Origin of the sequence: Shinella fusca, assembly GCF_014203155.1 — a bacterium.
Taxonomy (GTDB): Bacteria; Pseudomonadota; Alphaproteobacteria; order Rhizobiales; family Rhizobiaceae; genus Shinella; species Shinella fusca.
Map to the genome: position 1 here is coordinate 15536 of NZ_JACHIK010000026.1, position 19173 is coordinate 34708.

22 protein-coding genes and 3 pseudogenes are annotated in these 19173 nt (G+C 64.1%); 21 read left to right on the top strand and 4 right to left on the bottom strand.

All coding sequences use genetic code 11. The features are described 5' to 3' along the window. Nucleotides 1-63: 63 nt before the first annotated feature. The 4 genes from HNQ66_RS22250 (at nucleotide 64) to HNQ66_RS22265 (ending at nucleotide 2431) form a co-directional block, all read left to right on the top strand. A complete protein-coding gene (locus tag HNQ66_RS22250) occupies nucleotides 64-537 on the top strand; it encodes a hypothetical protein (protein ID WP_184146901.1) in 474 nt (157 codons plus the stop codon). After that, the gene (locus HNQ66_RS22255) at nucleotides 537-761 is read left to right on the top strand and encodes a hypothetical protein (protein ID WP_184146903.1); all 225 of its coding nucleotides are present in this window, start codon (nucleotides 537-539) and stop codon (nucleotides 759-761) included. The genes HNQ66_RS22250 and HNQ66_RS22255 overlap by 1 nt, the downstream gene beginning before the upstream one ends. A 211-nt stretch (nucleotides 762-972) precedes the next feature. After that, nucleotides 973-2163, top strand: a complete 1191-nt coding sequence (locus tag HNQ66_RS22260; protein WP_184146905.1) for a DUF932 domain-containing protein — start codon at nucleotides 973-975, stop codon at nucleotides 2161-2163. 85 nt (nucleotides 2164-2248) lie between these two features. After that, a complete protein-coding gene (locus tag HNQ66_RS22265; protein WP_184146907.1) occupies nucleotides 2249-2431 on the top strand; it encodes a hypothetical protein in 183 nt (60 codons plus the stop codon). Nucleotides 2432-2457: 26 nt separating this feature from the next. Here the strand turns inward: HNQ66_RS22265 and HNQ66_RS22270 are convergent, their stop codons facing one another. Continuing rightward, complete coding sequence (locus HNQ66_RS22270) at nucleotides 2458-2604, bottom strand: hypothetical protein (protein WP_184146909.1); 147 nt, start codon at nucleotides 2602-2604, stop codon at nucleotides 2458-2460. Nucleotides 2605-2675: 71 nt separating this feature from the next. Beyond that, nucleotides 2676-3866, bottom strand: coding sequence for a DUF1173 family protein (locus tag HNQ66_RS22275; RefSeq protein WP_184146911.1), 1191 nt, complete (start codon nucleotides 3864-3866; stop codon nucleotides 2676-2678). A gap of 398 nt (nucleotides 3867-4264) precedes the next feature. On the opposite strand from HNQ66_RS22275, the gene HNQ66_RS22280 reads away from it, so the two are divergent. The 4 genes and pseudogenes from HNQ66_RS22280 to HNQ66_RS22295 all read left to right on the top strand — a co-directional run bounded on the left by HNQ66_RS22280 (nucleotide 4265) and on the right by HNQ66_RS22295 (nucleotide 6379). Beyond that, on the top strand, nucleotides 4265-5206 hold the full coding sequence (locus tag HNQ66_RS22280; RefSeq protein WP_184146913.1) for a DUF2493 domain-containing protein: 942 nt from the start codon (nucleotides 4265-4267) through the stop codon (nucleotides 5204-5206). A gap of 63 nt (nucleotides 5207-5269) precedes the next feature. Then, nucleotides 5270-5530, top strand: coding sequence for a type II toxin-antitoxin system prevent-host-death family antitoxin (locus tag HNQ66_RS22285; protein WP_184146915.1), 261 nt, complete (start codon nucleotides 5270-5272; stop codon nucleotides 5528-5530). Next, nucleotides 5520-5934 (top strand): annotated as a pseudogene (locus tag HNQ66_RS22290) (hypothetical protein). The gene HNQ66_RS22285 and the pseudogene HNQ66_RS22290 overlap by 11 nt, the downstream one beginning before the upstream one ends. A gap of 82 nt (nucleotides 5935-6016) precedes the next feature. After that, nucleotides 6017-6379 carry an HD domain-containing protein gene (locus HNQ66_RS22295; protein WP_184146917.1) on the top strand — a complete coding sequence of 121 codons (363 nt, stop codon included), beginning with the start codon at nucleotides 6017-6019 and terminating at the stop codon, nucleotides 6377-6379. Between the two features lie 82 nt (nucleotides 6380-6461). On the opposite strand, the gene HNQ66_RS22300 is transcribed toward HNQ66_RS22295, so the two are convergent. Further along, complete coding sequence (locus HNQ66_RS22300) at nucleotides 6462-6620, bottom strand: hypothetical protein (RefSeq protein WP_246434379.1); 159 nt, start codon at nucleotides 6618-6620, stop codon at nucleotides 6462-6464. A 2-nt stretch (nucleotides 6621-6622) separates the two neighbouring features. Next, nucleotides 6623-6868 carry a hypothetical protein gene (locus HNQ66_RS23640; RefSeq protein WP_246434380.1) on the bottom strand — a complete coding sequence of 82 codons (246 nt, stop codon included), beginning with the start codon at nucleotides 6866-6868 and terminating at the stop codon, nucleotides 6623-6625. A 405-nt stretch (nucleotides 6869-7273) separates the two neighbouring features. Between HNQ66_RS23640 and HNQ66_RS22305 the strand changes: the two genes are divergently transcribed. The 13 genes and pseudogenes from HNQ66_RS22305 (at nucleotide 7274) to HNQ66_RS22365 (ending at nucleotide 19106) form a co-directional block, all read left to right on the top strand. Then, a complete protein-coding gene (locus HNQ66_RS22305; protein WP_184146919.1) occupies nucleotides 7274-7531 on the top strand; it encodes a hypothetical protein in 258 nt (85 codons plus the stop codon). Between the two features lie 96 nt (nucleotides 7532-7627). Further along, entirely contained in the window at nucleotides 7628-7939 is a 312-nt protein-coding gene (locus HNQ66_RS22310; protein WP_184146920.1) for a hypothetical protein, read from the top strand. Between the two features lie 117 nt (nucleotides 7940-8056). After that, entirely contained in the window at nucleotides 8057-12529 is a 4473-nt protein-coding gene (locus HNQ66_RS22315; protein ID WP_184146922.1) for a strawberry notch family protein, read from the top strand. A gap of 12 nt (nucleotides 12530-12541) precedes the next feature. Next, nucleotides 12542-12826 carry a hypothetical protein gene (locus tag HNQ66_RS23835; protein ID WP_184146924.1) on the top strand — a complete coding sequence of 95 codons (285 nt, stop codon included), beginning with the start codon at nucleotides 12542-12544 and terminating at the stop codon, nucleotides 12824-12826. Further along, a complete protein-coding gene (locus HNQ66_RS22325; RefSeq protein WP_184146926.1) occupies nucleotides 12826-13878 on the top strand; it encodes a DUF7146 domain-containing protein in 1053 nt (350 codons plus the stop codon). The genes HNQ66_RS23835 and HNQ66_RS22325 overlap by 1 nt, the downstream gene beginning before the upstream one ends. A 47-nt stretch (nucleotides 13879-13925) precedes the next feature. Next, nucleotides 13926-14279, top strand: coding sequence for an ArsR/SmtB family transcription factor (locus HNQ66_RS22330; RefSeq protein ID WP_184146928.1), 354 nt, complete (start codon nucleotides 13926-13928; stop codon nucleotides 14277-14279). Further along, on the top strand, nucleotides 14276-14716 hold the full coding sequence (gene arsN2, locus HNQ66_RS22335; RefSeq protein ID WP_184146930.1) for an arsenic resistance N-acetyltransferase ArsN2: 441 nt from the start codon (nucleotides 14276-14278) through the stop codon (nucleotides 14714-14716). Before HNQ66_RS22330 ends, arsN2 begins: the two co-directional genes overlap by 4 nt. A gap of 15 nt (nucleotides 14717-14731) precedes the next feature. Then, a complete protein-coding gene (locus HNQ66_RS22340) occupies nucleotides 14732-15259 on the top strand; it encodes an arsenate reductase ArsC (RefSeq protein WP_184146932.1) in 528 nt (175 codons plus the stop codon). Continuing rightward, complete coding sequence (gene arsB / locus HNQ66_RS22345; RefSeq protein ID WP_184146934.1) at nucleotides 15259-16317, top strand: ACR3 family arsenite efflux transporter; 1059 nt, start codon at nucleotides 15259-15261, stop codon at nucleotides 16315-16317. Before HNQ66_RS22340 ends, arsB begins: the two co-directional genes overlap by 1 nt. A 2-nt stretch (nucleotides 16318-16319) precedes the next feature. Then, a pseudogene (gene arsC / locus HNQ66_RS22350) lies at nucleotides 16320-16742 on the top strand (arsenate reductase (glutaredoxin)). Beyond that, complete coding sequence (gene arsH, locus HNQ66_RS22355) at nucleotides 16735-17445, top strand: arsenical resistance protein ArsH (RefSeq protein WP_281396996.1); 711 nt, start codon at nucleotides 16735-16737, stop codon at nucleotides 17443-17445. Before arsC ends, arsH begins: the two are co-directional and overlap by 8 nt. A 98-nt stretch (nucleotides 17446-17543) precedes the next feature. Continuing rightward, nucleotides 17544-17840, top strand: a pseudogene (locus tag HNQ66_RS22360) (toprim domain-containing protein); the annotation flags it as partial. A 324-nt stretch (nucleotides 17841-18164) separates the two neighbouring features. Then, complete coding sequence (locus tag HNQ66_RS22365) at nucleotides 18165-19106, top strand: DUF2493 domain-containing protein (protein WP_184146936.1); 942 nt, start codon at nucleotides 18165-18167, stop codon at nucleotides 19104-19106. Nucleotides 19107-19173: the final 67 nt, after the last annotated feature.

The window sequence follows — 19173 nt, forward strand, 5'->3', positions numbered from 1 at the left end:
CGATCAATCCAGGGCCCGGCCGTCGCGCCGGGCCCTTCTGTTTTTCGAAATTCGGAGACGAACATGTCCGTCATGACCATCTACGAACGCGCGCCGATCGGCGCGATGATCGCCTTTCGCAACTCTGTCCCGCGGCCCTCCGAAGAGGACGCCGATGCCCTCGCTGCCTGGAAGAAAGGCAATGGCTCAGGTTGGCTCGTTCGATGCACGCCGCCTCGTTCCAGTATCATTTGGTCGGTGGCAGGCGCGATTACGCTTCTACCGGGCGCGTTTCAAATGGATCTCGATGCTGCGATCGCCGCCCGGCAAGCCTTCCCACTCGATAGCGATCTCTCGTTCGAGGTTGTCCGTCGCCCCGTCGCCGGCGAAGTTCGTGTCCTTCAGGAATACGGCGCCCACAGCATCTTGCTCTACCTTGCCCCAAGCATGGTCGACGCCCGTCGCTGGGTCGAAGAGAGCGGTCACATCAATATCCGCCTCGAAGAGGTTTGCGTCGAGGAGATCTGCGCGGATGTCATCGAAGGACGGGCCGCCTGATGCGCAACGACACCTACGACGAACTTGAGCGCATCGCCAACAAAGCAGGAAGGGACGTGGTCATCCTGCTCTTGCCGGTCAGCCGCCGGGCTGAACGGAAAGACCTTTCGCGCCGCCGTATGGAGCGCCTCTCGGACCTCGCCAGTTCTAAGAGCGGCTTCAGTCCTACCCTGCGTGATCGCAACGGGGATCCGGTTGACGGTTTGCCGTTCGACGACTGGTAGCGCGACAAGAAGCTCGCGCTCCGACGTGCTCGTCAGTCGCCGCAAGAGGAAGAGGCGGGCAGTTCGGGGGTGGGTTGCGGGTGCTCGGGGAGGGTGTCCGCAGCTGACTTCTTGCCGCGCCGGATGGCTCACCCTGCGGTTCATTTTCATCCCACCGGCCCGGTTGGCGCGATAGCGCCGGCCGGGCTCTCTCGTTTTAGGAGAACTCAACATGCACTCCATGATTCCCAGTTCGCCGGCTGTATCGTCCGGCTTCAAGGTCGATATTTCGCGCGGAGAGCGCATCGGCCGTGTATCGTCCGAATGGTTCTCACGGCCCGACGACGAGCGTTATCTTTCGCTCTCCGACCTCCATCGCGCAGTCAGCGAGCGGACGGAACGCGCCCGGGTTCACACTGTCGAAAGCGCGGATATCCGCGTCGAGGCAACGCGCGACAACGCCGAACGCCTTTCCCTTGTCGTTCCCGGCAACCGTGTACCGTTGGCGCCGACCCATTGGAGCTACGGCCAATTGTGCAGCCTTGTCGGCGCGCCGGCGAGCTACATGCGCCAGCTTCCCGCGCCGCTCGCAGCAATCAATCTCCAGCACGGGCTGCTCAACCACAGTGCCGAACTGGTCAAGACCCTGGAGATGGACGACGGGCGGGTCGAGTTGCGGGCGGTGACGGGTCCCGAATACGGCCGCATCTGGGATAAGGAACTTGTCGCGGCGGTGATGAGCATCGCCGGGAACGGAACCGGCGACACGATCTGGAAGGTGCCAGGCGTCCTCGACTGGTCGACCATGACCCATAATCCTTTCGTCGACGTCACCAAGGACACGACGACGCTCTACGCCAGCGACAGGGACGTCTTCCTCTTCTTGGTGGACGATACGCACCCCATCGAGGCGGGACGGCTGCCGAACGGCGAGCCGGATCTCTACTTCCGCGGCTTTTATGCCTGGAACTCGGAGGTCGGCTCGAAAACACTCGGGATCGCCAGCTTCTACCTTCGTGCCGTATGCATGAATCGCAACCTCTGGGGTTGCGAAAATTTCGAGGAAATCACCATCCGGCACTCGAAGTTCGCGGCAAAACGCTTCGCGCATGAGGCCGCGCCGGCACTGATGAATTTCGCGAGCTCATCGCCGGCGCCGTTTATCAACGGCATTCGTGCTGCCCGCGAGAGGATCGTCGCCCGCAACGAAGAGGATCGGTCCAGCTTCCTGCGCAAGCGTGGGTTCTCGAAGGCGGAAACCGGCAAGATCATCGACACGGTCCTCTCGGAGGAGGGGCGACCGCCGGAGAGCATCTTCGATTTCGTGCAGGGCATCACCGCGCTTGCGCGCGGAAAAGCGCATCAGGACACCCGCCTGGACCTGGAAGGCAAGGCGCGCAGGCTGCTCGAAAGTGCGGCCTGACCAGGTTCACTCCCGCAAACACCCGCCTTGATCTCATCAGCGCCCGGCCATCGTGCCGGGTGTTCGCGAACATGGAGAACGCACAATGACCAGCTTTTCCTTTCATGCACAGGTCGCCGCGCAGGCTATCGAAAAGGTCGGCCGCCTTTTCAACGCCTCGTTCGATGATATTCTCGCTGAACGGCTCAAGAACGCACGGCGCGCCGGCGCCGCGAAGGTCTCGATCGACCATGTCGACGATCCGCGGTTGGGCCGGCAATCCGCATGACCGATGACGGCGCGGGGCCGGGGGCATCAAAGCAGCTTCGTTGCCGTCTGTTCGATCGCGACCGCGTCGCTGGCGGCCTTCAGGTCGATGCGGCCCGAGATCGACGCTTTTTTCCAAGGCAGGCGTCGCCGATTCTTGAACGCGACGACGAACGGCTTCTTCCCAGGCTTCATGATGGCCCGGCTGAATGTGGCACATGACTGTCTTCCATCAGCTGCTCTTGCTTGCGGGAGCCTGCCCACGATCAGGGAAGGCGAGGGATTTCGCCATCGCCGACACGCCAGACCCAAGGTGTGATCTCGGGTCTTGTCCCAATCATGTCGGCGAGCGCGCGCTCGTATTCTTCGTCGGCGCTCGCCGGAACGATGAACATGGCCACCGGCGCGGGTTTTTGCTCGGGCAGCGTAACCGACACGATCGGCGCGTCGCGCGGAAGGTTAAAGCGCAGGCCCTTCACGCTCTTCCTCTTCAGATGGCTGAGCTTTTCCAGCAGTCGCAATTCGTTGATGTCCTCGAAGGGCAGCCAGTGCTCGTTCACAACCATCAATGCAACTTCATCGGCCGACGCGATGCCGGAAGTCGAGATGCCGAACGTGGCAATGAGGATCAGATGGAACGCCTCGCTGGAATGCCATAGTTCGAGCTCGATTTCGTGGCGAGCTGCCAGCCGCCGCCAGGCTCGATCCTCGATCATCACAGGGAAGGGCATGTGCCGCACGACGATCCTCTGCCCCTCGCGGGCCGGGCAGACCTCTTTCACCTCCGCGACAATCATCATCAGCTTGCGCGGTCCCGAACCTGTCGCCTGCACGCCTTTCAGCGTGCTCGCGCGCCGTGCGGCGATGCCGTCCTTGTCGTCCGTCTGGTAGACCTCCGGCACATAGAGCATGTCGCTGAGCGGGCCGCCTCTCGCCGTCATCTGTGACGCTGCGTTGATCAGGCTGGTGCGGACACGTCTCCAGCCGCGCCGCCCGGCCCAGACGGAACGCCATTCCGTCAGTTCGCCGGCCTCCCAGAGATAGTGGAGCATGGCCTTGAGCGACAGTTTGCGCGGTTCGCTGCGAATGCCTGGTTCCGACCGTTCCGTCGGTGTGCCGGCCGCAGCGCGCGGACCCCGCTTCGCCAGGGAAAAATCGAGCTTCAGATCGGCTTTGCCGCTGGCGTCGATCTGGATGGCGCTGCCGATGAGCGGCCCGAGCCCGGACAGCTCATATGGCGGTTCATAGGAAGGGCAGGCCGGATCGTGCTCGCGTCCGGATAGCGGCATGCGCTTTACAAGATACTGATCATCCAGTCGGGCGATGTACATCGCGACGGCCGGCTGCCTGCACATGCACATCGGACGAAGCCGTTCTTCATAGGCGTGCGGAAGAAGTGCCCGGAATTCCGGGGAATTTTCCGAGAATGCCTGATCGCCGATCATGAATGTCCGCACTGTCTCTCTCCTCTTTCCAGACAAAGCCCTGCGTGGTGTGACGATGTTATACTGTCATCGATTTGTATAGTAAAACATCGTGCCGGGCGGCTGCGACAGGCGACGAGGCTGGAGGGTCGGGTGAGAGGGAGGCTTCGGGCCAGGCGGCCTGGTTAAAGGCTGGAGAGCGCGTGCCGCTGAGGCGACCCTTACCGCGTTCGGGCCTCCAACCGCCGGCGGCCAGCTTTTTCCCCGCGCCGGCGAAGCCGGCGCTCCTCGCGGAGCAAAAAACCTGTCCCCGGCGGCCCGGCGCTGCGCTGGGCCGCGGCGCAAGCGCCGCGGTTCCGGCCTGCCCGCCGGATGGAAAGGGATCGCCGTCAGGCCGCGAGAGGCGCGGCCCCCAACCGACGGAGACCATCATGAACGTCCTGCTTCCCATCGACGCCGCTGTCGAGCCCCGCCACGCATCGTCCCCGACCGACCGCATCATCTACGAGATGCAGGTCTTCGGTTATCGTCCGTTCCAGGACGAGCCGGATCCGCGCCCCCTGCCGGCGGAGCCGGTCGTCCAGTCCGCGCTGACCGCGATGTTCGACGCCATGTTCGAGATGCTCGGCGACACGCGCCTGGAACCCGATCTCGAAGACATGCTCTGGTCGACCGTCAATCTCTTCCACCGTGCCGGCGAGCGTATCCAGCGCGAGTTGCAGCGCAACGAGGACGCCCAGCGCAACGGACAGCGCGAGCAGGACGGCTCGGAGGTGAAGAGCGTCGAGCTCGAACGCCATGTCATGGAGGGCATCTCGCTCCTCGAGCGTCGCAACGCCTTCGAGTTCATGCGCGATTTCGCCGGCGACCTCTTCGAGGCGCAGACCGGCTCGGCATGGCGGCCGCGCACCGGCTCGAAGGTCAATCACGCCAACATGACCGCGGCGGTGATCGATAGCAGAGACTTCCTTTCCGCCCGCCGGCGCGTCGAGACCGAGGTTCTGATCCCGGCCGGCACCAAGATCGCCTTCGCAGGCGGCCTGGACTACAACGATCACGAGCGGATCTGGGCCGCGCTCGACAAGGCGCTCGCCAGGCACGCCGACATGGTGCTGCTGCACGGCGGCTCGCCGAAGGGCGCTGAACGCATCGCAGCGTGCTGGGCCGGATCCCGCGGCGTGACGCAGGTCGCCTTCAAACCGAACTGGAGCAAGCACGCGAAAGCCGCCCCGTTCCGCCGCAACGACGAGATGCTCTCCGTCATACCGGCAGGCGTCATCATTTTCCCGGGCTCCGGCATCACCGAAAACCTTCGCGACAAGGCGCGCCGCTTCGGCATCACCGTCTGGGAGCTGACAGGAGGCGGCGCGTGAGCGCCGTTTTCTTGCAAATCTGGAAAATCTGGATGTTATGGAGATCGATGAAGGAGAGAGACTATGCGTCACTTTACGACAGGCGATCTCAACAAACAGGTCGGTGACGTCACAGACGCCGCCGCCCGCGAACCGGTGGTTCTCACGAAGCACAGGAAACCACGCTTCGTGCTCATGAGCTACGATCATTACGAGCGCATGCGCACTGGCGGCGATCTGCGCGAGGTACATCGTGCATCGCAGATGCCCGATGCGCACGAAGAGTTGTTCGGTTTGGCAATCGACCGGCTGGTGCGCGGCGAAGGCTATGACGATGAGCCATGAATATCTACCTGGTCAGGTCATCACATAATCTCTGGGCTTGGCAGAACGAACGCGGTGAAACCGAAGGCCGAAAGGCCCGCCCGACCTGTGTCGTTGTCGCCGTGCGTGGTGCCAATGATGGCCTGACTCATTTGGCGCTTCTCGCCATCACGACACAACCGCCGCAGGCCGATCGGATTGCCTTGGAGGTTTCCGCAATTGAGTGCCGGCGCGCCGGTCTCGGCGATCTCAAGCAATGCTGGGTGATCGTCGATGAGTATAACTATGACATCGCCGAGCGTTCTTGGTACATTGAGCCTGACAAGAAAACCCTTGGGCGGTTCAGCAAGACATTCATGATGAAGATCGCGACCGCTTTCGGAAGCGCACGCAACTCCGGACGTCGTGTAAGCCATCTCGACTGACCCGATGCGTACGCCTTGGCGTCTAATCTCCACGTGCGATCGCTTCTCTTAACCGCATCTCCAGCACATCGAAAGACCAAACATGACGATGCTCCGAGATGCCATAACCATGGCTGCGCTCGCCCACGACGGACAGACCGATAAGATTGGCGCGCCCTATATCTTCCATCCATTGCGAGTGGCCTCAACATTTTCGGACGAGATGCTGCAGGTGATCGCCGTGTTGCACGACGTTGTCGAGGACACAGACACGGCGCTTTCAGATATCGACGCCCGGTTCCCGCAGGCTGTCGTTAATGCGGTTGAGGCGCTCACCCGGCGCAGCGAGGAAAGCTACAAAAAGTTCATCGATCGTGTGGCGCTGAATCCGAACGCTAGATTGGTGAAAATTGCCGACATCCGTGACAACCTTCGCCCTGGCCGAACACCTTCGTCTGCGGTATGAGGCGGCATTGAAGGTGCTGGAGCAAGATTAAAGCGACACATAGGGATAGGATCGTCAGGCAGGAGAAGGTGGCCTGCGGCCACTATCGCAGTTCCGCGTCCAGTTCCGTGTCGATGATGTCCAGGGCGGACACAGGTAGCATCTCCCCGCGCCGGAATTCGTCCTCCGCCTTTAGCAAGGATCGGACCGCATAACGACGGTCTTCCCCGTGCGCCATATCTTCGCGGATCAGCGCGCGCATATTCACTCGGCGTGCATTTCATCGGGAAAACTTACATGCAGGTTGGCGGTCATGGCCGCGCCCTCCCGGATGGCTTTGTCGTTCTGGATTTCGATCCCCGTGAGTTCAATGTCAATATTTGACATCCGTATGACAGCTACGACGTTGGCAATGAAGGGCATCGCCGCAGGTCTCGGGCGGGCGCTGGCACGGCTGGTTCCCTCTTTCTCCCCGCGCAGCAAACGCGGGCCGAAGGCCGTCTTCACCATCTGCCGGCCCGCGGAACGGCTTGGCCGTTCCGCTCCTTCGAGACGATGCGGTCGCTGAGAGGGAGATGCGGGCCGGGAGGGGCAGGTCTGTTGGTGGAAAAAGGAGAGCGGCCATGGCGATGATATTCATAGGCGGATCACGCGACATATTCGAGCTGCCGGAACCGGTGATAGCGCGCATCGGCGCGATGATCGCCGCCGAGCATGGCCTGCTCGCCGGCTACGGCTATGACCGACGACAAAGGGGGCGGTCATGGAGACCCACAGTAGAACGCGACCGGGTGCGCCGCGGCAATACCTCGCCCATTCCCTCTATTCGGCCGATCTTGGCGGACACGATCCAGGCCGCTATCGCGCCGTACGCCACCATGCGCCCCCGATGCCCCGGCTCTCATGCGTCCCGGTATGGCTGTGCGCACGTCCTACGGCACCGGCGGCATCGTCATCGCGGTCAAAGGACCCGCCATTCATATCGCCCAGGACGGTAACGAGTATCCGCATTTCACGATCGTCTATGTCCCGGCCGATCTGTGTGGCCGACACTCGAAGCTGGATCACAACTGGATCAACGAGTGCGTTGTTGTCGATGGGCGCATTCTGAAGCTGCGCGAAGCCAACAGCGACGAGGTTTTCGTCGAGGCCATGGCTCCCGGTCCATCCTGATCGATCGCGATCAAACGCCCGCCTGCCGTTTCCATCTCCCCGCCAGGCCCGGTGCTCGCGAGAGCGCCGAGCCTGTTCACGTTTCAGGAGAGTCCTATGACCCTCTCACCATGTGCCCATTCGCCCACCGCCGCGCCGGTCTTCCTCAACTTCCGTTCCGAGATCGTCCAGCCGGTGTGCTTTGCCGTCGTCTATTGGGACGGTCCGGGCGACACACTCTACGCCTTCGAGGATCGTGACGCTTTCGACCGCCAGCGCCTCTGCGCGGAGCGCAACCTCGTCCATGTCCAACAAATGTCCGCCGGCGAAGCCGCGGCGTGGATCGCTGCCGGCGGCAAGGCCGTGCTGCACGAAGTCTCGGTTGCCGGCATCGCTGCATTCGGGAACCTCAAGCTCGCGCCCGGCTGAAGGCCGGGCGCCGCCGCCCGTGCCGCCGAGAGGGAGAGAGGGGCCGGGAAGGTGTGGCCTGGCGGGGTTGGAGAGCGCCCGGCGGCCGGCTCCTTTCCGCTCTCGATGAGGTTTCCCATGAACGCTCGGTCCTCCTTTGCCACGAACCCGTTTGCCAGCAAGCCCCGCTTGCCCGAACAACGCAGCCGCGCCAGCACCATCTTTGCAGCCGGGAGTGCGCTCGTGCCACTTCTCGAAGCCGGCCAGTCCATCACATCGGCCCACCTGCGCGCCGTCCTCACCACTGAATCCGGCGGCTCGGACGCCGAGGGATTCTGGTCGTGGAAGGACGCATACGAGGCGACCGAAGTCGCCCAGGTGCTCTTCCTTCGCAAATTCGGCTCGGCCATATCCGCCCGGACGAATACGCCCGAGGCGGCTCTCTCCATCCTGACCAGGCTCAACGCGCTCATTCCGACACACACGCGCCGATCCGAGGAAAGCCAGAGACTCCAGCAGTTTTCGACGCCCGTCGAACTTGCCTATGTTGCGGCGCGGGCCGCCTCCATCAAGGCGGACGACGTCCTGCTCGAGCCGTCCGCCGGGACCGGCCTCATGGCGATCTTCGGCGAGCTCGCCCACGCGCGCCTCGTGCTCAACGAATATGCGCCGGTTCGACACGCCCTCCTCGAACATCTGTTTCCCGGAGCACCGGTCACGCACCACGACGCGGCCCATATCGATGACTATCTCGATCGCGCCGCTCGCCCCACCGTCGTGTTGATGAACCCGCCGTTCTCCGCCGGGGCACATGTTGAGGGCCGCATGGCCGATGCAGCATGGCGGCATCTCACCTCGGCTTTCGCCCGTCTCGCTTCGGGCGGCCGCCTTGTCGCCATCACCGGCTCCAGCCTTTCTCCCGACAACCCGAAGTGGCGTGACGCCTTCCTTCACTTGCAGGAGCGCGGCACGGTCGCGTTCAGCGCAGCGATCGCCGGCAGTGTCTTCGCCCGCCACGGCACGACGATGGAAACGCGGCTGACGGTCATCGACAAGATTGCGGCGGCCGATCCGACGAAGCTGGTTGAAAGTCGCGGTGTCGCACCCGATCTTACCACATTGCTCTCCTGGATCTCGGGCCTGCCGCCGCGCTCTCCGTCGGCGGCATCGAACTCCATAGGCGCGCTGTCCAACGGCATTCTGCGGGCCTGCGCCGCGAAAATGGCTGCGCGCAAGGCCGCCGAAACACTGCGCCCCGCCGCTGTCGCGGGATTGCGGCCGAGCCCCGTGGTCTCTCCCCGCGCACCGACCCGGGCGTCATTGGCCCCCGCGCCTGCCCATGAGGAGATCGTCGAACTCGCCTACGAACTGCGCGATGCGCCGCCGTCGACGCGTCTGGATGCCGCCGACGGCATCTACGAGCCCTACGAGCTGCGAGCGATCCGCATTCCGGACGCCCAGCCGCATCCCGACAAGCTGGTCGAGTCGGTCGCCATGGCATCGGTCGCCCCGCCCAAGCCGAGCTATCGGCCCCACCTCCCCAAGAGCGTGATCACCGCCGGCGATCTGTCGGACGCCCAGCTCGAAAGCGTGATCTATGCCGGCGAAGCCCATTCGGGCCATCTCGCCGGTTCTTGGAAAGTCGATGCCTCCTTCGACAATCTCACCGCCGTCAGCCCGGAAACCGAAGGCGCGGTGCGATACCGTCGTGGGTGGTTTCTGGGTGACGGCACGGGAGCCGGGAAGGGCCGACAGGCCGCGGGCATCATTCTCGACAGCTGGCTAAAGGGTCGCCGGCGGCACGTCTGGATCTCCAAGTCCGAGACGCTGATCGAGGATGCCCAACGCGACTGGAGCGCGCTCGGTCAGGAGAAGCTGCTGGTCACGCCTCTCTCGCGCTTCCGGCAGGGCAAGCCGATCAAGCTGGACGAGGGCATCTTGTTCGTGACCTTCGCGACGCTCCGCACGGACGAACGCGAGGGGAAGTCCTCCCGCGTTCAGCAGATCGTCGATTGGCTCAGCGAGGGCGAAGGTAAGGAGGGCGTGGTCGATGAAGCGAGGCTATTCGACGGCGTCATCATCTTCGACGAGGGCCATTCCATGGCCAATGCCGCCGGCGGCAAGTCCGACCGTGGCGACAAGGCTGCCTCCCAGCAGGGCCGCGCCGGCCTTCGCCTTCAGCGCGCGCTGCCCGACGCACGCGTCGTTTATGTCTCGGCGACCGGTGCATCCGAGGTCGAGTCGCTCGCCTATGCGGAACGGCTCGGTCTTTGGGGCAGCGCCGACTTCCCCTTCGCCACGCGCAGCGAGTTCATTGCCGCCGTCGAGGATGGCGGCGTCGCGACCATGGAGGTGCTGGCGCGCGACCTCAAGGCGATGGGCCTTTATGCCTCTCGCTCGTTGTCGTTCGAGGGCGTCGAATACGAGATCCTCGAACATGCGCTGACCGAGGAGCAGATCCGCATCTACGATTCCTATGCCGAGGCCTATCAGGTGATCCACAATCGCCTCGATCAGGCGTTGGAAGCCTGCAGCATCACCTCGGCGACCGGCACGCTCAACAAAAACGCCAAAGCCGCGGCGCGCTCCGCCTTCGAGAGCACGAAGCAGCGTTTCTTCAATCATCTTTTGACGAGCATGAAGACGCCGACGCTGATCAGCACGATCAACCAGGACGTGGCGGACGGTCATGCCGCCATTGTCCAGCTCATCTCGACGGGACAATCGATAACTGAACGGCGGCTCGCCGAAATCCCGACAGAGGAATGGAACGACATTCAGGTGGACGTGACCCCGCGCGAGATCGTCGCGGAGTACCTGATGAACTCGTTCCCGACAGCGCTCTTCGAGGAATATTCGGACGACGAGGGCAATCTGCTTTCCCGACCTGCCTATGACGGCGACGGCAATCCGGTCTTGTGCCGCGAGGCCGTCGCCCGCCGTGACGAATTGCTGGAAAAGCTCGGTAGCCTGCCGGCGATCCCGACCGCGCTCGACCAGATCGTCCAGCACTTCGGGACGCAAAAGGTTGCCGAGATCACCGGGCGCTCCCGTCGCATCGTTCGCCGGGATGGCGACGGCGCCTTTGCCCGCTTCGCCGTCGAGAGCCGTGCTGGCAGTGCCAATCTCGACGAAACGCGCGCATTCATGGACGACCAGAAGCCAATCCTGGTCTTCTCGGAAGCCGGTGGAACCGGGCGCTCCTACCATGCCGATCTTGGCGCGAAGAACCAGCGCCAGCGCCTGCACAACCTGCTCGAAGCCGGCTGGCGCGCCGATGTCGCGATCCAGGGTCTCGGCCGCAGCCATCGCACGAACCAGGCCCAGCCGCCGCGCTTTCGCATGGTCGCGACCGACGTCAAGGCAGAGCGGCGCTTCCTGTCGACGATCGCCCGGCGGCTCGACACGCTCGGCGCGATCACCCGTGGCCAGCGCCAGACCGGCGGGCAGGGCATGTTCCGCAGCGAGGACAACCTCGAATCCCAATACGCCCGCGATGCGCTCAGGCAATTCTACAAGCGCGTCCATAGCGGTGCGGTCACCGGCTGCTCGCTGGAAACCTTCGAGACGATCACGGGCCTCTCACTCTGCGACGAGGATGGTGGGTTGAGGGATGAATTGCCGCCGATCCACACCTTCCTCAATCGCATGCTGGCGCTGACCATTGCCATGCAAAACGTCCTCTTCGAGTCCTTCGAGGAACTGCTGGCGGCCCGCATCGAGGGTGCCATCGCCGCCGGCGTCTACGACAAGGGCCTGGAGACGCTGACGGCCGATCGCATGACGCTGAAGGATCGCAAGCTGGTCTACACGCATCCGGTCACGGGCGCGCAGTCGCACCTTCTGACCATCGAGCGCCTGGACCACAACCGGCCGATGCTCCTTGAGGATGCCCTTCGTCTGGTGGCGCGGGATCCGCGCGCGAAGTTGATGATCAACGCAAAGTCCGATCGCGCCGCGGTTATGGCCCCGACACGCTCCATCATGCTCGACGACGGCTCGCTCCAGCCGCGCGTCGCGCTGATCCGGCCGATGGACGAACTGCGCTTCGAGATCCGTCATCTCGAAGAGACGAACTGGGAGGAGGCGGACGAACAGGTGTTCGCCGCCGCCTGGAATGCCGAGGTCGCCAAGGTGCCGGAATTCTCGACCTCGACCTTGCATGTCGTCTCGGGCCTGCTACTGCCGATCTGGAAACTGCTGCCGCAGGATTATTGCCGGGTCTACCGCCTGCAGACCGACGATGGCGAGCGCATCGTCGGCCGCGTGATCGCCCCGGCCGGCCTCTCCCGGCTGTGCAACAATTTCGGGATCGACCGGAGCGAGGTGCTCGACCCGGAGCAGGCTTGGCGGTCGGTGGTCGATGGTTCCTCAATCATCAGCCTTGCCGGTGAGATGACGGTGCGCCGCGTCCGGGTCATGAACGACAACCGCGTCGAATTGACCGGCTTCACGGACGGGATGCGCGACTGGCTGCGCGCGATCGGCCTGTTTTCGGAGATGATCGCATGGAAGCTGCGCTTCTTCATTCCGGTCACCGAGGAAGGCGCTGCAGTCCTTTCGCGCCTGATGCAGCGTCATCGGTTGCTCGATGTCGTCAGCCGGAATTGAAGGAGGATCGCCATGCTATCGGCCTCCGAACTGGCGAACCGTCTTGCGCGCGATGCCGAGGCGGTCTGCCGGCACTATTTCTCCGCCGGCCGCAGGGCCGGCAATTACTGGATCGTCGGCGACACCGCCAACAGCAAGGGCAAGTCGCTCTACGTTCATCTGTCCGGTCCACGCGCCGGCCGGTGGACCGAATATGGTGCGGCGCGGGTTACGTTACGGTTCGGCGATCAGGCGCTGCCCTGCAGACGGTCGACGGTTTCCACGCAACAGAATGTCAGCACGCGGGGGATTTCGTGATGCCCCGCGATGCTTCCGAACTGGCACGCCGTTTGGCTCGCGACGCCGAGGCGGTCTGCCGCCATTATCTGTCCAACGGCCGGCGTCGGGGCCGCTACTGGACGGTGGGCGACGCTCGCAACACGCCCGGCCGATCGATGTTCGTCCGGCTGAGTGGACCGGAATCCGGCCCCGGCGCTCAGGGGCATTGGACCGACGCCGCCTCGAGCGAGTATGGCGACCTTCTCGATGTCATCCGGGAGAGCTGCGGGTTCATCGACTTTCGTGATGTCGCCGATGAGGCGCGGCGCTTTCTGAGCCTGCCGCGCGACGAGCCGCACGGCACCCTGAAATCCTCTCGTTCGCCTGCCTCTGCCGGATCGCCGAAGGCCTCGCGGCGGCTCTTCGCCATGTCGCAGCCGATCCCTGGAACGCTGGTCGAGGCCTATTTAGGCCACCGCGCCATCACCATGCTTGCTGGAACCGGATCACTGCGTTTCCATCCCCGATGCTTCTACAAGCCCGATGAGCATTCCCCGACCGAGACCTGGCCGGCGATGATCGCCGCCGTCACCGATCTTTCCGGCGCCATCACCGGCGTGCATCGGACCTGGCTCGCCCCGGACGGCTCAGGCAAGGCGCCGCTCGATATCCAGAGGAAGGCGATGGGTGGTCTTCTCGGTCATGCCGTCCGCTTTGGGGTGGTCGAGGATGTTCTCGCTGTCGGAGAAGGCATCGAGACGATGCTGTCGTTGCGGTGCGCATTGCCTGCCATGCCGATGGCGGCCGCGCTGTCGGCCAACCACCTTGCCGCCCTTCTGTTTCCGCCCGCGCTGCGCAGGCTCTACATCGCCCGCGACGCCGACGCCGCGGGCGACATGGCCTTTGCAGCATTGTCCGAACGCGCCGAAGCCGCAGGTATCGAGGCGCTCGCTCTGTCGCCGCGCATGGGCGACTTCAACGAAGACCTGCAGGCCTTCGGCCTCGCCAAGCTACGAGCCAACCTCCAATACCAAATCATCCCGACGGACAGGAGGCGGTTTATGCGCATCGGAGCGGCCAGCAAAAAGTGACCGGCCCGCTGTCTTGACAGCGGCTATGTATCCTTTATTCTGGATATATGGATAATAATACGGCAATCGCGGCGCTCGGTGCCCTGGCCCAGACCACGCGGCTGGAGACCTTCCGGCTTCTCGTTCGGCACGAGCCTGATGGCATCCCGGCCGGCGAACTGGCCCGCCTTATCGACGTGCCGCAGAACACGATGTCGGCCCATCTCGCGACGCTGTCGCGGGCGGGACTGGTCACGAGCGAACGGCAGAGCCGATCGATCATTTACCGCGCCGCCCTCAACGGCCTGCGTGAGCTGACGCTGTTCCTGCTGAAGGACTGCTGCGGCGGATCGACGGAACTTTGCGCCCCGCTGATCGCCGAGTTGGCACCCTGCTGCAGCCCCGAGGCGAAGGTGTCATGAGCATCATCAGGCTGGAGCAGATCACAGGCAGCGATGCCGGCCTCAAGGCGGCTTTGACCGACGCCCATCTGCCCATAGACGACATCGAGGATGGCGGCCGGACCTTCTTCAAGGCGCTGTCAGCCGAAGGCCAGATCGTTGGCTTCTCCGGTCTCGAGCGCTGCGATGGCGACTACCTCCTCCGCTCGGTCGTCGTGCATCCGGATCGGCGCGGATCCGGTCTCGGCAAAGCCATGGTCGAGGGGACGGTGGCGAGTCTCGCCCCTGGCGGCGCCGTCTTCCTCGCGACGACGAGCGCGGCGCCCTTCTTTGCGCGCATCGGATTTTCCGAAGTCCAGCGCGATAGCGTACCCGCAGCGGTGCTGGCCACGCGCCAGCTTTCCTCCATCTGCCCATCGTCAGCGACCATCATGAAGCTTATCAAGCCGCCGACCTAACCGCGGACCACGACCATGACCGACAAGACCGACAACGTGCTGTTCCTCGGCACGGGCAATTCCGCTCGTTCTATTCTCGCCGAATCCGTCCTCGACAAGGAAGGCGGCGGACGGTTCAAAGCCTATTCCGCCGGCGGCCAGCCGAAGGGGGAGGTCAATCCGCACGCCCTGACGGAATTGGAGGCGCTCGGCTATCCCTCGACGGGCTTCTTGTCGAAGAGCTGGGACACGTTCGCCGAACCCGATGCCCCGCAGATGGACTTCATCTTCACCGTCTGCGATAGCGCCGCCGGCGAAGCCTGCCCGGTCTGGATCGGCCATCCGACGACGGCCCATTGGGGCGTCGAGAATCCGGCCGCCGTCGTCGGATCGGACGCCAAGATTCAGCGCGCCTTCGCCCAGGCCGCCCGTTTCCTCAAGAACAGGATCATGGCCTTCATCAATCTCCCGCTCGCCTCGATCGAACGAATGGCGATCGAGACCAGGCTTCGCCAGATCGGTGCGATGGAGGGCACGACCAGCCTCGAAGGAAAGTCCGCCTGATGTCCACGTTCGAACGCTATCTCACCATCTGGGTCTTCCTCTGCATCATTGTCGGCGTGGCCCTTGGCCATTTCATGCCCGGTCTCTTCCAGAGCATCGGCGCGGCCGAGGTCGCCAAGGTGAACATTCCCGTCGCGATCCTGATCTGGCTGATGATCATTCCGATGCTGCTCAAGATCGATTTCCGGTCTCTGGCGCAGGTCGGCACCTATTGGCGCGGTATCGGCGTCACGCTGATCATCAACTGGGCCGTCAAGCCATTCTCCATGGCGCTGCTCGGCTGGCTGTTCATCGGCTGGCTGCTGCGCCCCTATCTGCCGGCCGATCAGATCGACTCCTATATCGCCGGCCTGATTATCCTGGCCGCTGCACCCTGCACGGCCATGGTGTTCGTCTGGAGCAACCTGACGCGCGGCGAGCCGTTGTTCACGCTGTCACAGGTCGCGCTGAACGACGCGATCATGGTCGTCGCCTTCGCGCCGATCGTCGGCCTGCTGCTCGGCCTCTCCGCCATCACCGTGCCGTGGGACACGCTTGTCCTGTCGGTTGCCCTCTATATCGTCGTGCCCGTCATCATGGCGCAGGTCATCCGCCATCGGCTTACGGCCGACGGAACGACGCGGGCGCTGGATGGAATGCTTGCGACGTTGCAGCCGGTGTCGCTGGTGTCGCTTCTTGCAACCTTGATCCTGCTCTTCGCCTTCCAGGGCGAGCAGATCATCGCCCAGCCCGCCGTCATCGGCTTGCTTGCCATCCCGATCCTGATCCAGGTCTATTTCAACTCCGGGCTCGCCTATCTGCTCAACCGGATGACCGGCGAGCGGCATTGCGTTGCCGGCCCATCGGCTCTGATCGGCGCCAGCAACTTCTTCGAACTCGCGGTCGCCGCCACCATCAGCCTGTTCGGCTTCCAGTCCGGCGCGGCACTTGCCACCGTCGTTGGTGTGCTGATCGAGGTTCCGGTGATGCTCTCGGTTGTCTGGATCGTGAACCGCTCGAAGGATTGGTACGAGGCTGCTCCCGCCGTTTCCCGAACTACCGTCACCGAAAGGCACTGACCATGGACGCGACCATCTACCATAACCCCGCCTGCGGAACGTCGCGCAACACGCTGGCGCTGATCCGCGCGGCCGGGATCGAACCGACCGTTGTCGAATATCTCCAGGAGCCGCCGACGCGCGAGCAGCTAGTAGCGATGATCGCAGATGCTGGCCTGACGGTCCGGGAAGCCATCCGCGAGAAGGGCACGCCCTATGTAGATCTCGGTCTCGACAACCCGGACCTGACCGACGAGCAGTTGCTCGATGCGATGGTCGCGACACCGATCCTCATCAACCGCCCCTTCGTCGTGACCCCGCTCGGCACGAGGCTGGCCCGCCCGTCCTAGGCCGTGCTCGACATCCTGCCCGACACCTTCAAGGGGCCGTTCTTCAAGGAGGACGGCGAAGAGGTTCTCGACCAGGAAGGAAAGCGCATTGCCTGACACGTTCCCCGCTTTGCAGGATCAGCACCTGCGCACGACCGACGTCGATGCCCTGCGCCCTTCGTTCTCGACGCACAAGCCCCGTATCCTGATCTTGTACGGCTCGCTGCGCGAGATCTCGTATAGCCGCTTGCTCGCATTCGAGGCCCGCCGGCTGCTCGAGCGGCTCGGATGCGAAGTTCGTGTCTTTGACCCGAGGGGTCTGCCGCTCCCTGACGAGGCGCCAGTGAGTCACCCGAAGGTGCAGGAACTGCGCGAGCTTTCCCAATGGTCGGAAGGCCAGGTCTGGGTGAGCCCGGAACGCCACGGCGCGATGACCGGCATCATGAAGTCGCAGATCGACTGGATACCGCTCTCGGTCGGATCGGTTCGGCCGACCCAAGGAAAGACCCTCGCCGTGATGGAGGTCTCGGGCGGCAGCCAGTCCTTCAATGCCGTCAACCAGATGCGGATCCTCGGTCGCTGGATGCGGATGATCACCATCCCCAACCAGTCCTCCGTCGCCAAGGCCTATCAGGAATTCGACGCCGACGGCCGGATGAAGCCCTCGTCCTATTACGACCGGGTGGTGGACGTCTGCGAGGAACTGGTGAAGTTCACCGTCCTGACGCGCGATGCTTCCCCCTACCTCACCGACCGCTACAGCGAGCGCAAGGAACAGGCGGCCGAGCTTGAGAAGCGTGTATCGTTGCGGTCAATTTGACGGGCTCGGCGCGGCGACGAGGCTCCGCTTCGTCGCCATCGCCACCGCGACAAACGCCGCAATACCGATCGAGCCGAGTGCGGCGCTCAAGACGAGCGGCGCACGTCATGGCCGCCATGCCAATGGTCTCGGCGCTGACTGCCAAGCACCTCGCCACCTTCGAGCTGCCTTCCGGTTGCGTGCGTCTCAACATCGCCGCGGACGCGGATGCCGCCGGCCGGAACGGCATCGAGCGATTGAAGTGCCGGGCGCGCGCCTGCGGGATCCTGCCGCTGGTGCTCGCCCCGGAACTTGGCGACTTCAATGACGATCTGCGGCTGGACCCGAGCCGGCTCATCGCCAGTCTGAGAGCACAGCTCGCCCGGGAAGACGCAACCGTCTTTCTGCCGTCGTGATGAGGCCGTGATGAGGAGATGCAGCGGGGTGGGAGCGGCGAAGGAGAGGGCAGGGCATATCGCTCGCCGCACGGAGGACCGCGCCCGCGGGCCTGCCGAGAGGCGACCCTTACCATCAGGCGTTCAGGCCTCCAACCGCCGGGGCCCCAAGTTTTTTCCCCGCGCCGGCTCCGCCGGCGCTCCTCGCGGAGCAAAAAACCTGTCCCCGGCGGCCCGGCGCTGCGCTGGGCCGCGGCGCAAGCGCCGCGGTTCCGGCCCGCCCGCCGGATGGAAGGGACCGCCGTCAGGCCGCGAGAGGCGCGGCCCCAACCGACGGAGACCATCATGAACGTCCTGCTTCCCATCGACGCCGCTGTCGAGCCCCGCCACGCATCGTCCCCGACCGACCGCATCATCTACGAAATGCAGGTCTTCGGTTATCGTCCCTTCCAGGACGAGCCGGATCCGCGCCCCCTGCCGGCGGAGTCGGTCGTCCAGTCCGCGCTGACCGCGATGTTCGACGCCATGTTCGAGATGCTCGGCGACACGCGCCTGGAACCCGATCTCGAAGACATGCTCTGGTCGACCGTCAATCTCTTCCACCGCGCCGGCGAGCGCATCCAGCGCGAGCTGCAGCGCAACGAGGACGCCCAGCGAAACGGACAGCGCGAGCAGGACGGCTCGGAGGTGAAGAGCGTCGAGCTCGAACGCCATGTCATGGAGGGCATCTCGCTCCTCGAGCGTCGCAACGCCTTCGAGTTCATGCGCGATTTCGCCGGCGACCTCTTCGAAACGCAGACCGGCTCGGCATGGCGGCCGCGCACCGGCTCGAAGGTCAATCACGCCAACATGACCGCGGCGGTGATCGATAGCAGAGACTTCCTTTCCGCCCGCCGGCGCGTCGAGACCGAGGTTCTGATCCCGGCCGGCACCAAGATCGCCTTCGCAGGCGGCCTGGACTACAACGATCACGAGCGGATCTGGGCCGCGCTCGACAAGGCGCTCGCCAGGCACGCCGACATGGTGCTGCTACACGGCGGCTCGCCGAAGGGCGCTGAACGCATTGCAGCGTGCTGGGCCGAATCCCGCGGCGTGACGCAGGTCGCCTTCAAGCCGAATTGGTCGAAGCACGCGAAGGCCGCCCCGTTCCGCCGCAACGACGAGATGCTCTCCGTGATGCCGGCAGGCGTCATCATCTTCCCGGGCTCCGGCATCACCGAAAACCTTCGCGACAAGGCCCGCCGCTTCGGCATCAGGGTCTGGGAACTGAAAGGAGACGGCGCGTGAGCGCCGTTTTCCTTCATGTGGCTCGATGCTCAGCCCTTGCATTTCCGAAGGAATGTGTACGCATTTC

Excerpts from the sequence above, each read along its gene's own strand:
- HNQ66_RS22250 (WP_184146901.1), top strand. The coding sequence starts at position 64 with ATGTCCGTCATGACCATCTACGAACGCGCGCCGATCGGCGCGATGATC.
- HNQ66_RS22255 (WP_184146903.1), top strand. The coding sequence starts at position 537 with ATGCGCAACGACACCTACGACGAACTTGAGCGCATCGCCAACAAAGCA.
- HNQ66_RS22260 (WP_184146905.1), top strand. The coding sequence starts at position 973 with ATGCACTCCATGATTCCCAGTTCGCCGGCTGTATCGTCCGGCTTCAAG.
- HNQ66_RS22265 (WP_184146907.1), top strand. The coding sequence starts at position 2,249 with ATGACCAGCTTTTCCTTTCATGCACAGGTCGCCGCGCAGGCTATCGAA.
- HNQ66_RS22270 (WP_184146909.1), bottom strand. The coding sequence starts at position 2,604 with ATGAAGCCTGGGAAGAAGCCGTTCGTCGTCGCGTTCAAGAATCGGCGA.
- HNQ66_RS22280 (WP_184146913.1), top strand. The coding sequence starts at position 4,265 with ATGAACGTCCTGCTTCCCATCGACGCCGCTGTCGAGCCCCGCCACGCA.
- HNQ66_RS22285 (WP_184146915.1), top strand. The coding sequence starts at position 5,270 with ATGCGTCACTTTACGACAGGCGATCTCAACAAACAGGTCGGTGACGTC.
- HNQ66_RS22295 (WP_184146917.1), top strand. The coding sequence starts at position 6,017 with ATGACGATGCTCCGAGATGCCATAACCATGGCTGCGCTCGCCCACGAC.
- HNQ66_RS22300 (WP_246434379.1), bottom strand. The coding sequence starts at position 6,620 with ATGCGCGCGCTGATCCGCGAAGATATGGCGCACGGGGAAGACCGTCGT.
- HNQ66_RS23640 (WP_246434380.1), bottom strand. The coding sequence starts at position 6,868 with ATGGTGAAGACGGCCTTCGGCCCGCGTTTGCTGCGCGGGGAGAAAGAG.
- HNQ66_RS22305 (WP_184146919.1), top strand. The coding sequence starts at position 7,274 with ATGGCTGTGCGCACGTCCTACGGCACCGGCGGCATCGTCATCGCGGTC.
- HNQ66_RS22310 (WP_184146920.1), top strand. The coding sequence starts at position 7,628 with ATGACCCTCTCACCATGTGCCCATTCGCCCACCGCCGCGCCGGTCTTC.
- HNQ66_RS22315 (WP_184146922.1), top strand. The coding sequence starts at position 8,057 with ATGAACGCTCGGTCCTCCTTTGCCACGAACCCGTTTGCCAGCAAGCCC.
- HNQ66_RS23835 (WP_184146924.1), top strand. The coding sequence starts at position 12,542 with ATGCTATCGGCCTCCGAACTGGCGAACCGTCTTGCGCGCGATGCCGAG.
- HNQ66_RS22325 (WP_184146926.1), top strand. The coding sequence starts at position 12,826 with ATGCCCCGCGATGCTTCCGAACTGGCACGCCGTTTGGCTCGCGACGCC.
- HNQ66_RS22330 (WP_184146928.1), top strand. The coding sequence starts at position 13,926 with ATGGATAATAATACGGCAATCGCGGCGCTCGGTGCCCTGGCCCAGACC.
- arsN2 (WP_184146930.1), top strand. The coding sequence starts at position 14,276 with ATGAGCATCATCAGGCTGGAGCAGATCACAGGCAGCGATGCCGGCCTC.
- HNQ66_RS22340 (WP_184146932.1), top strand. The coding sequence starts at position 14,732 with ATGACCGACAAGACCGACAACGTGCTGTTCCTCGGCACGGGCAATTCC.
- arsB (WP_184146934.1), top strand. The coding sequence starts at position 15,259 with ATGTCCACGTTCGAACGCTATCTCACCATCTGGGTCTTCCTCTGCATC.
- HNQ66_RS22365 (WP_184146936.1), top strand. The coding sequence starts at position 18,165 with ATGAACGTCCTGCTTCCCATCGACGCCGCTGTCGAGCCCCGCCACGCA.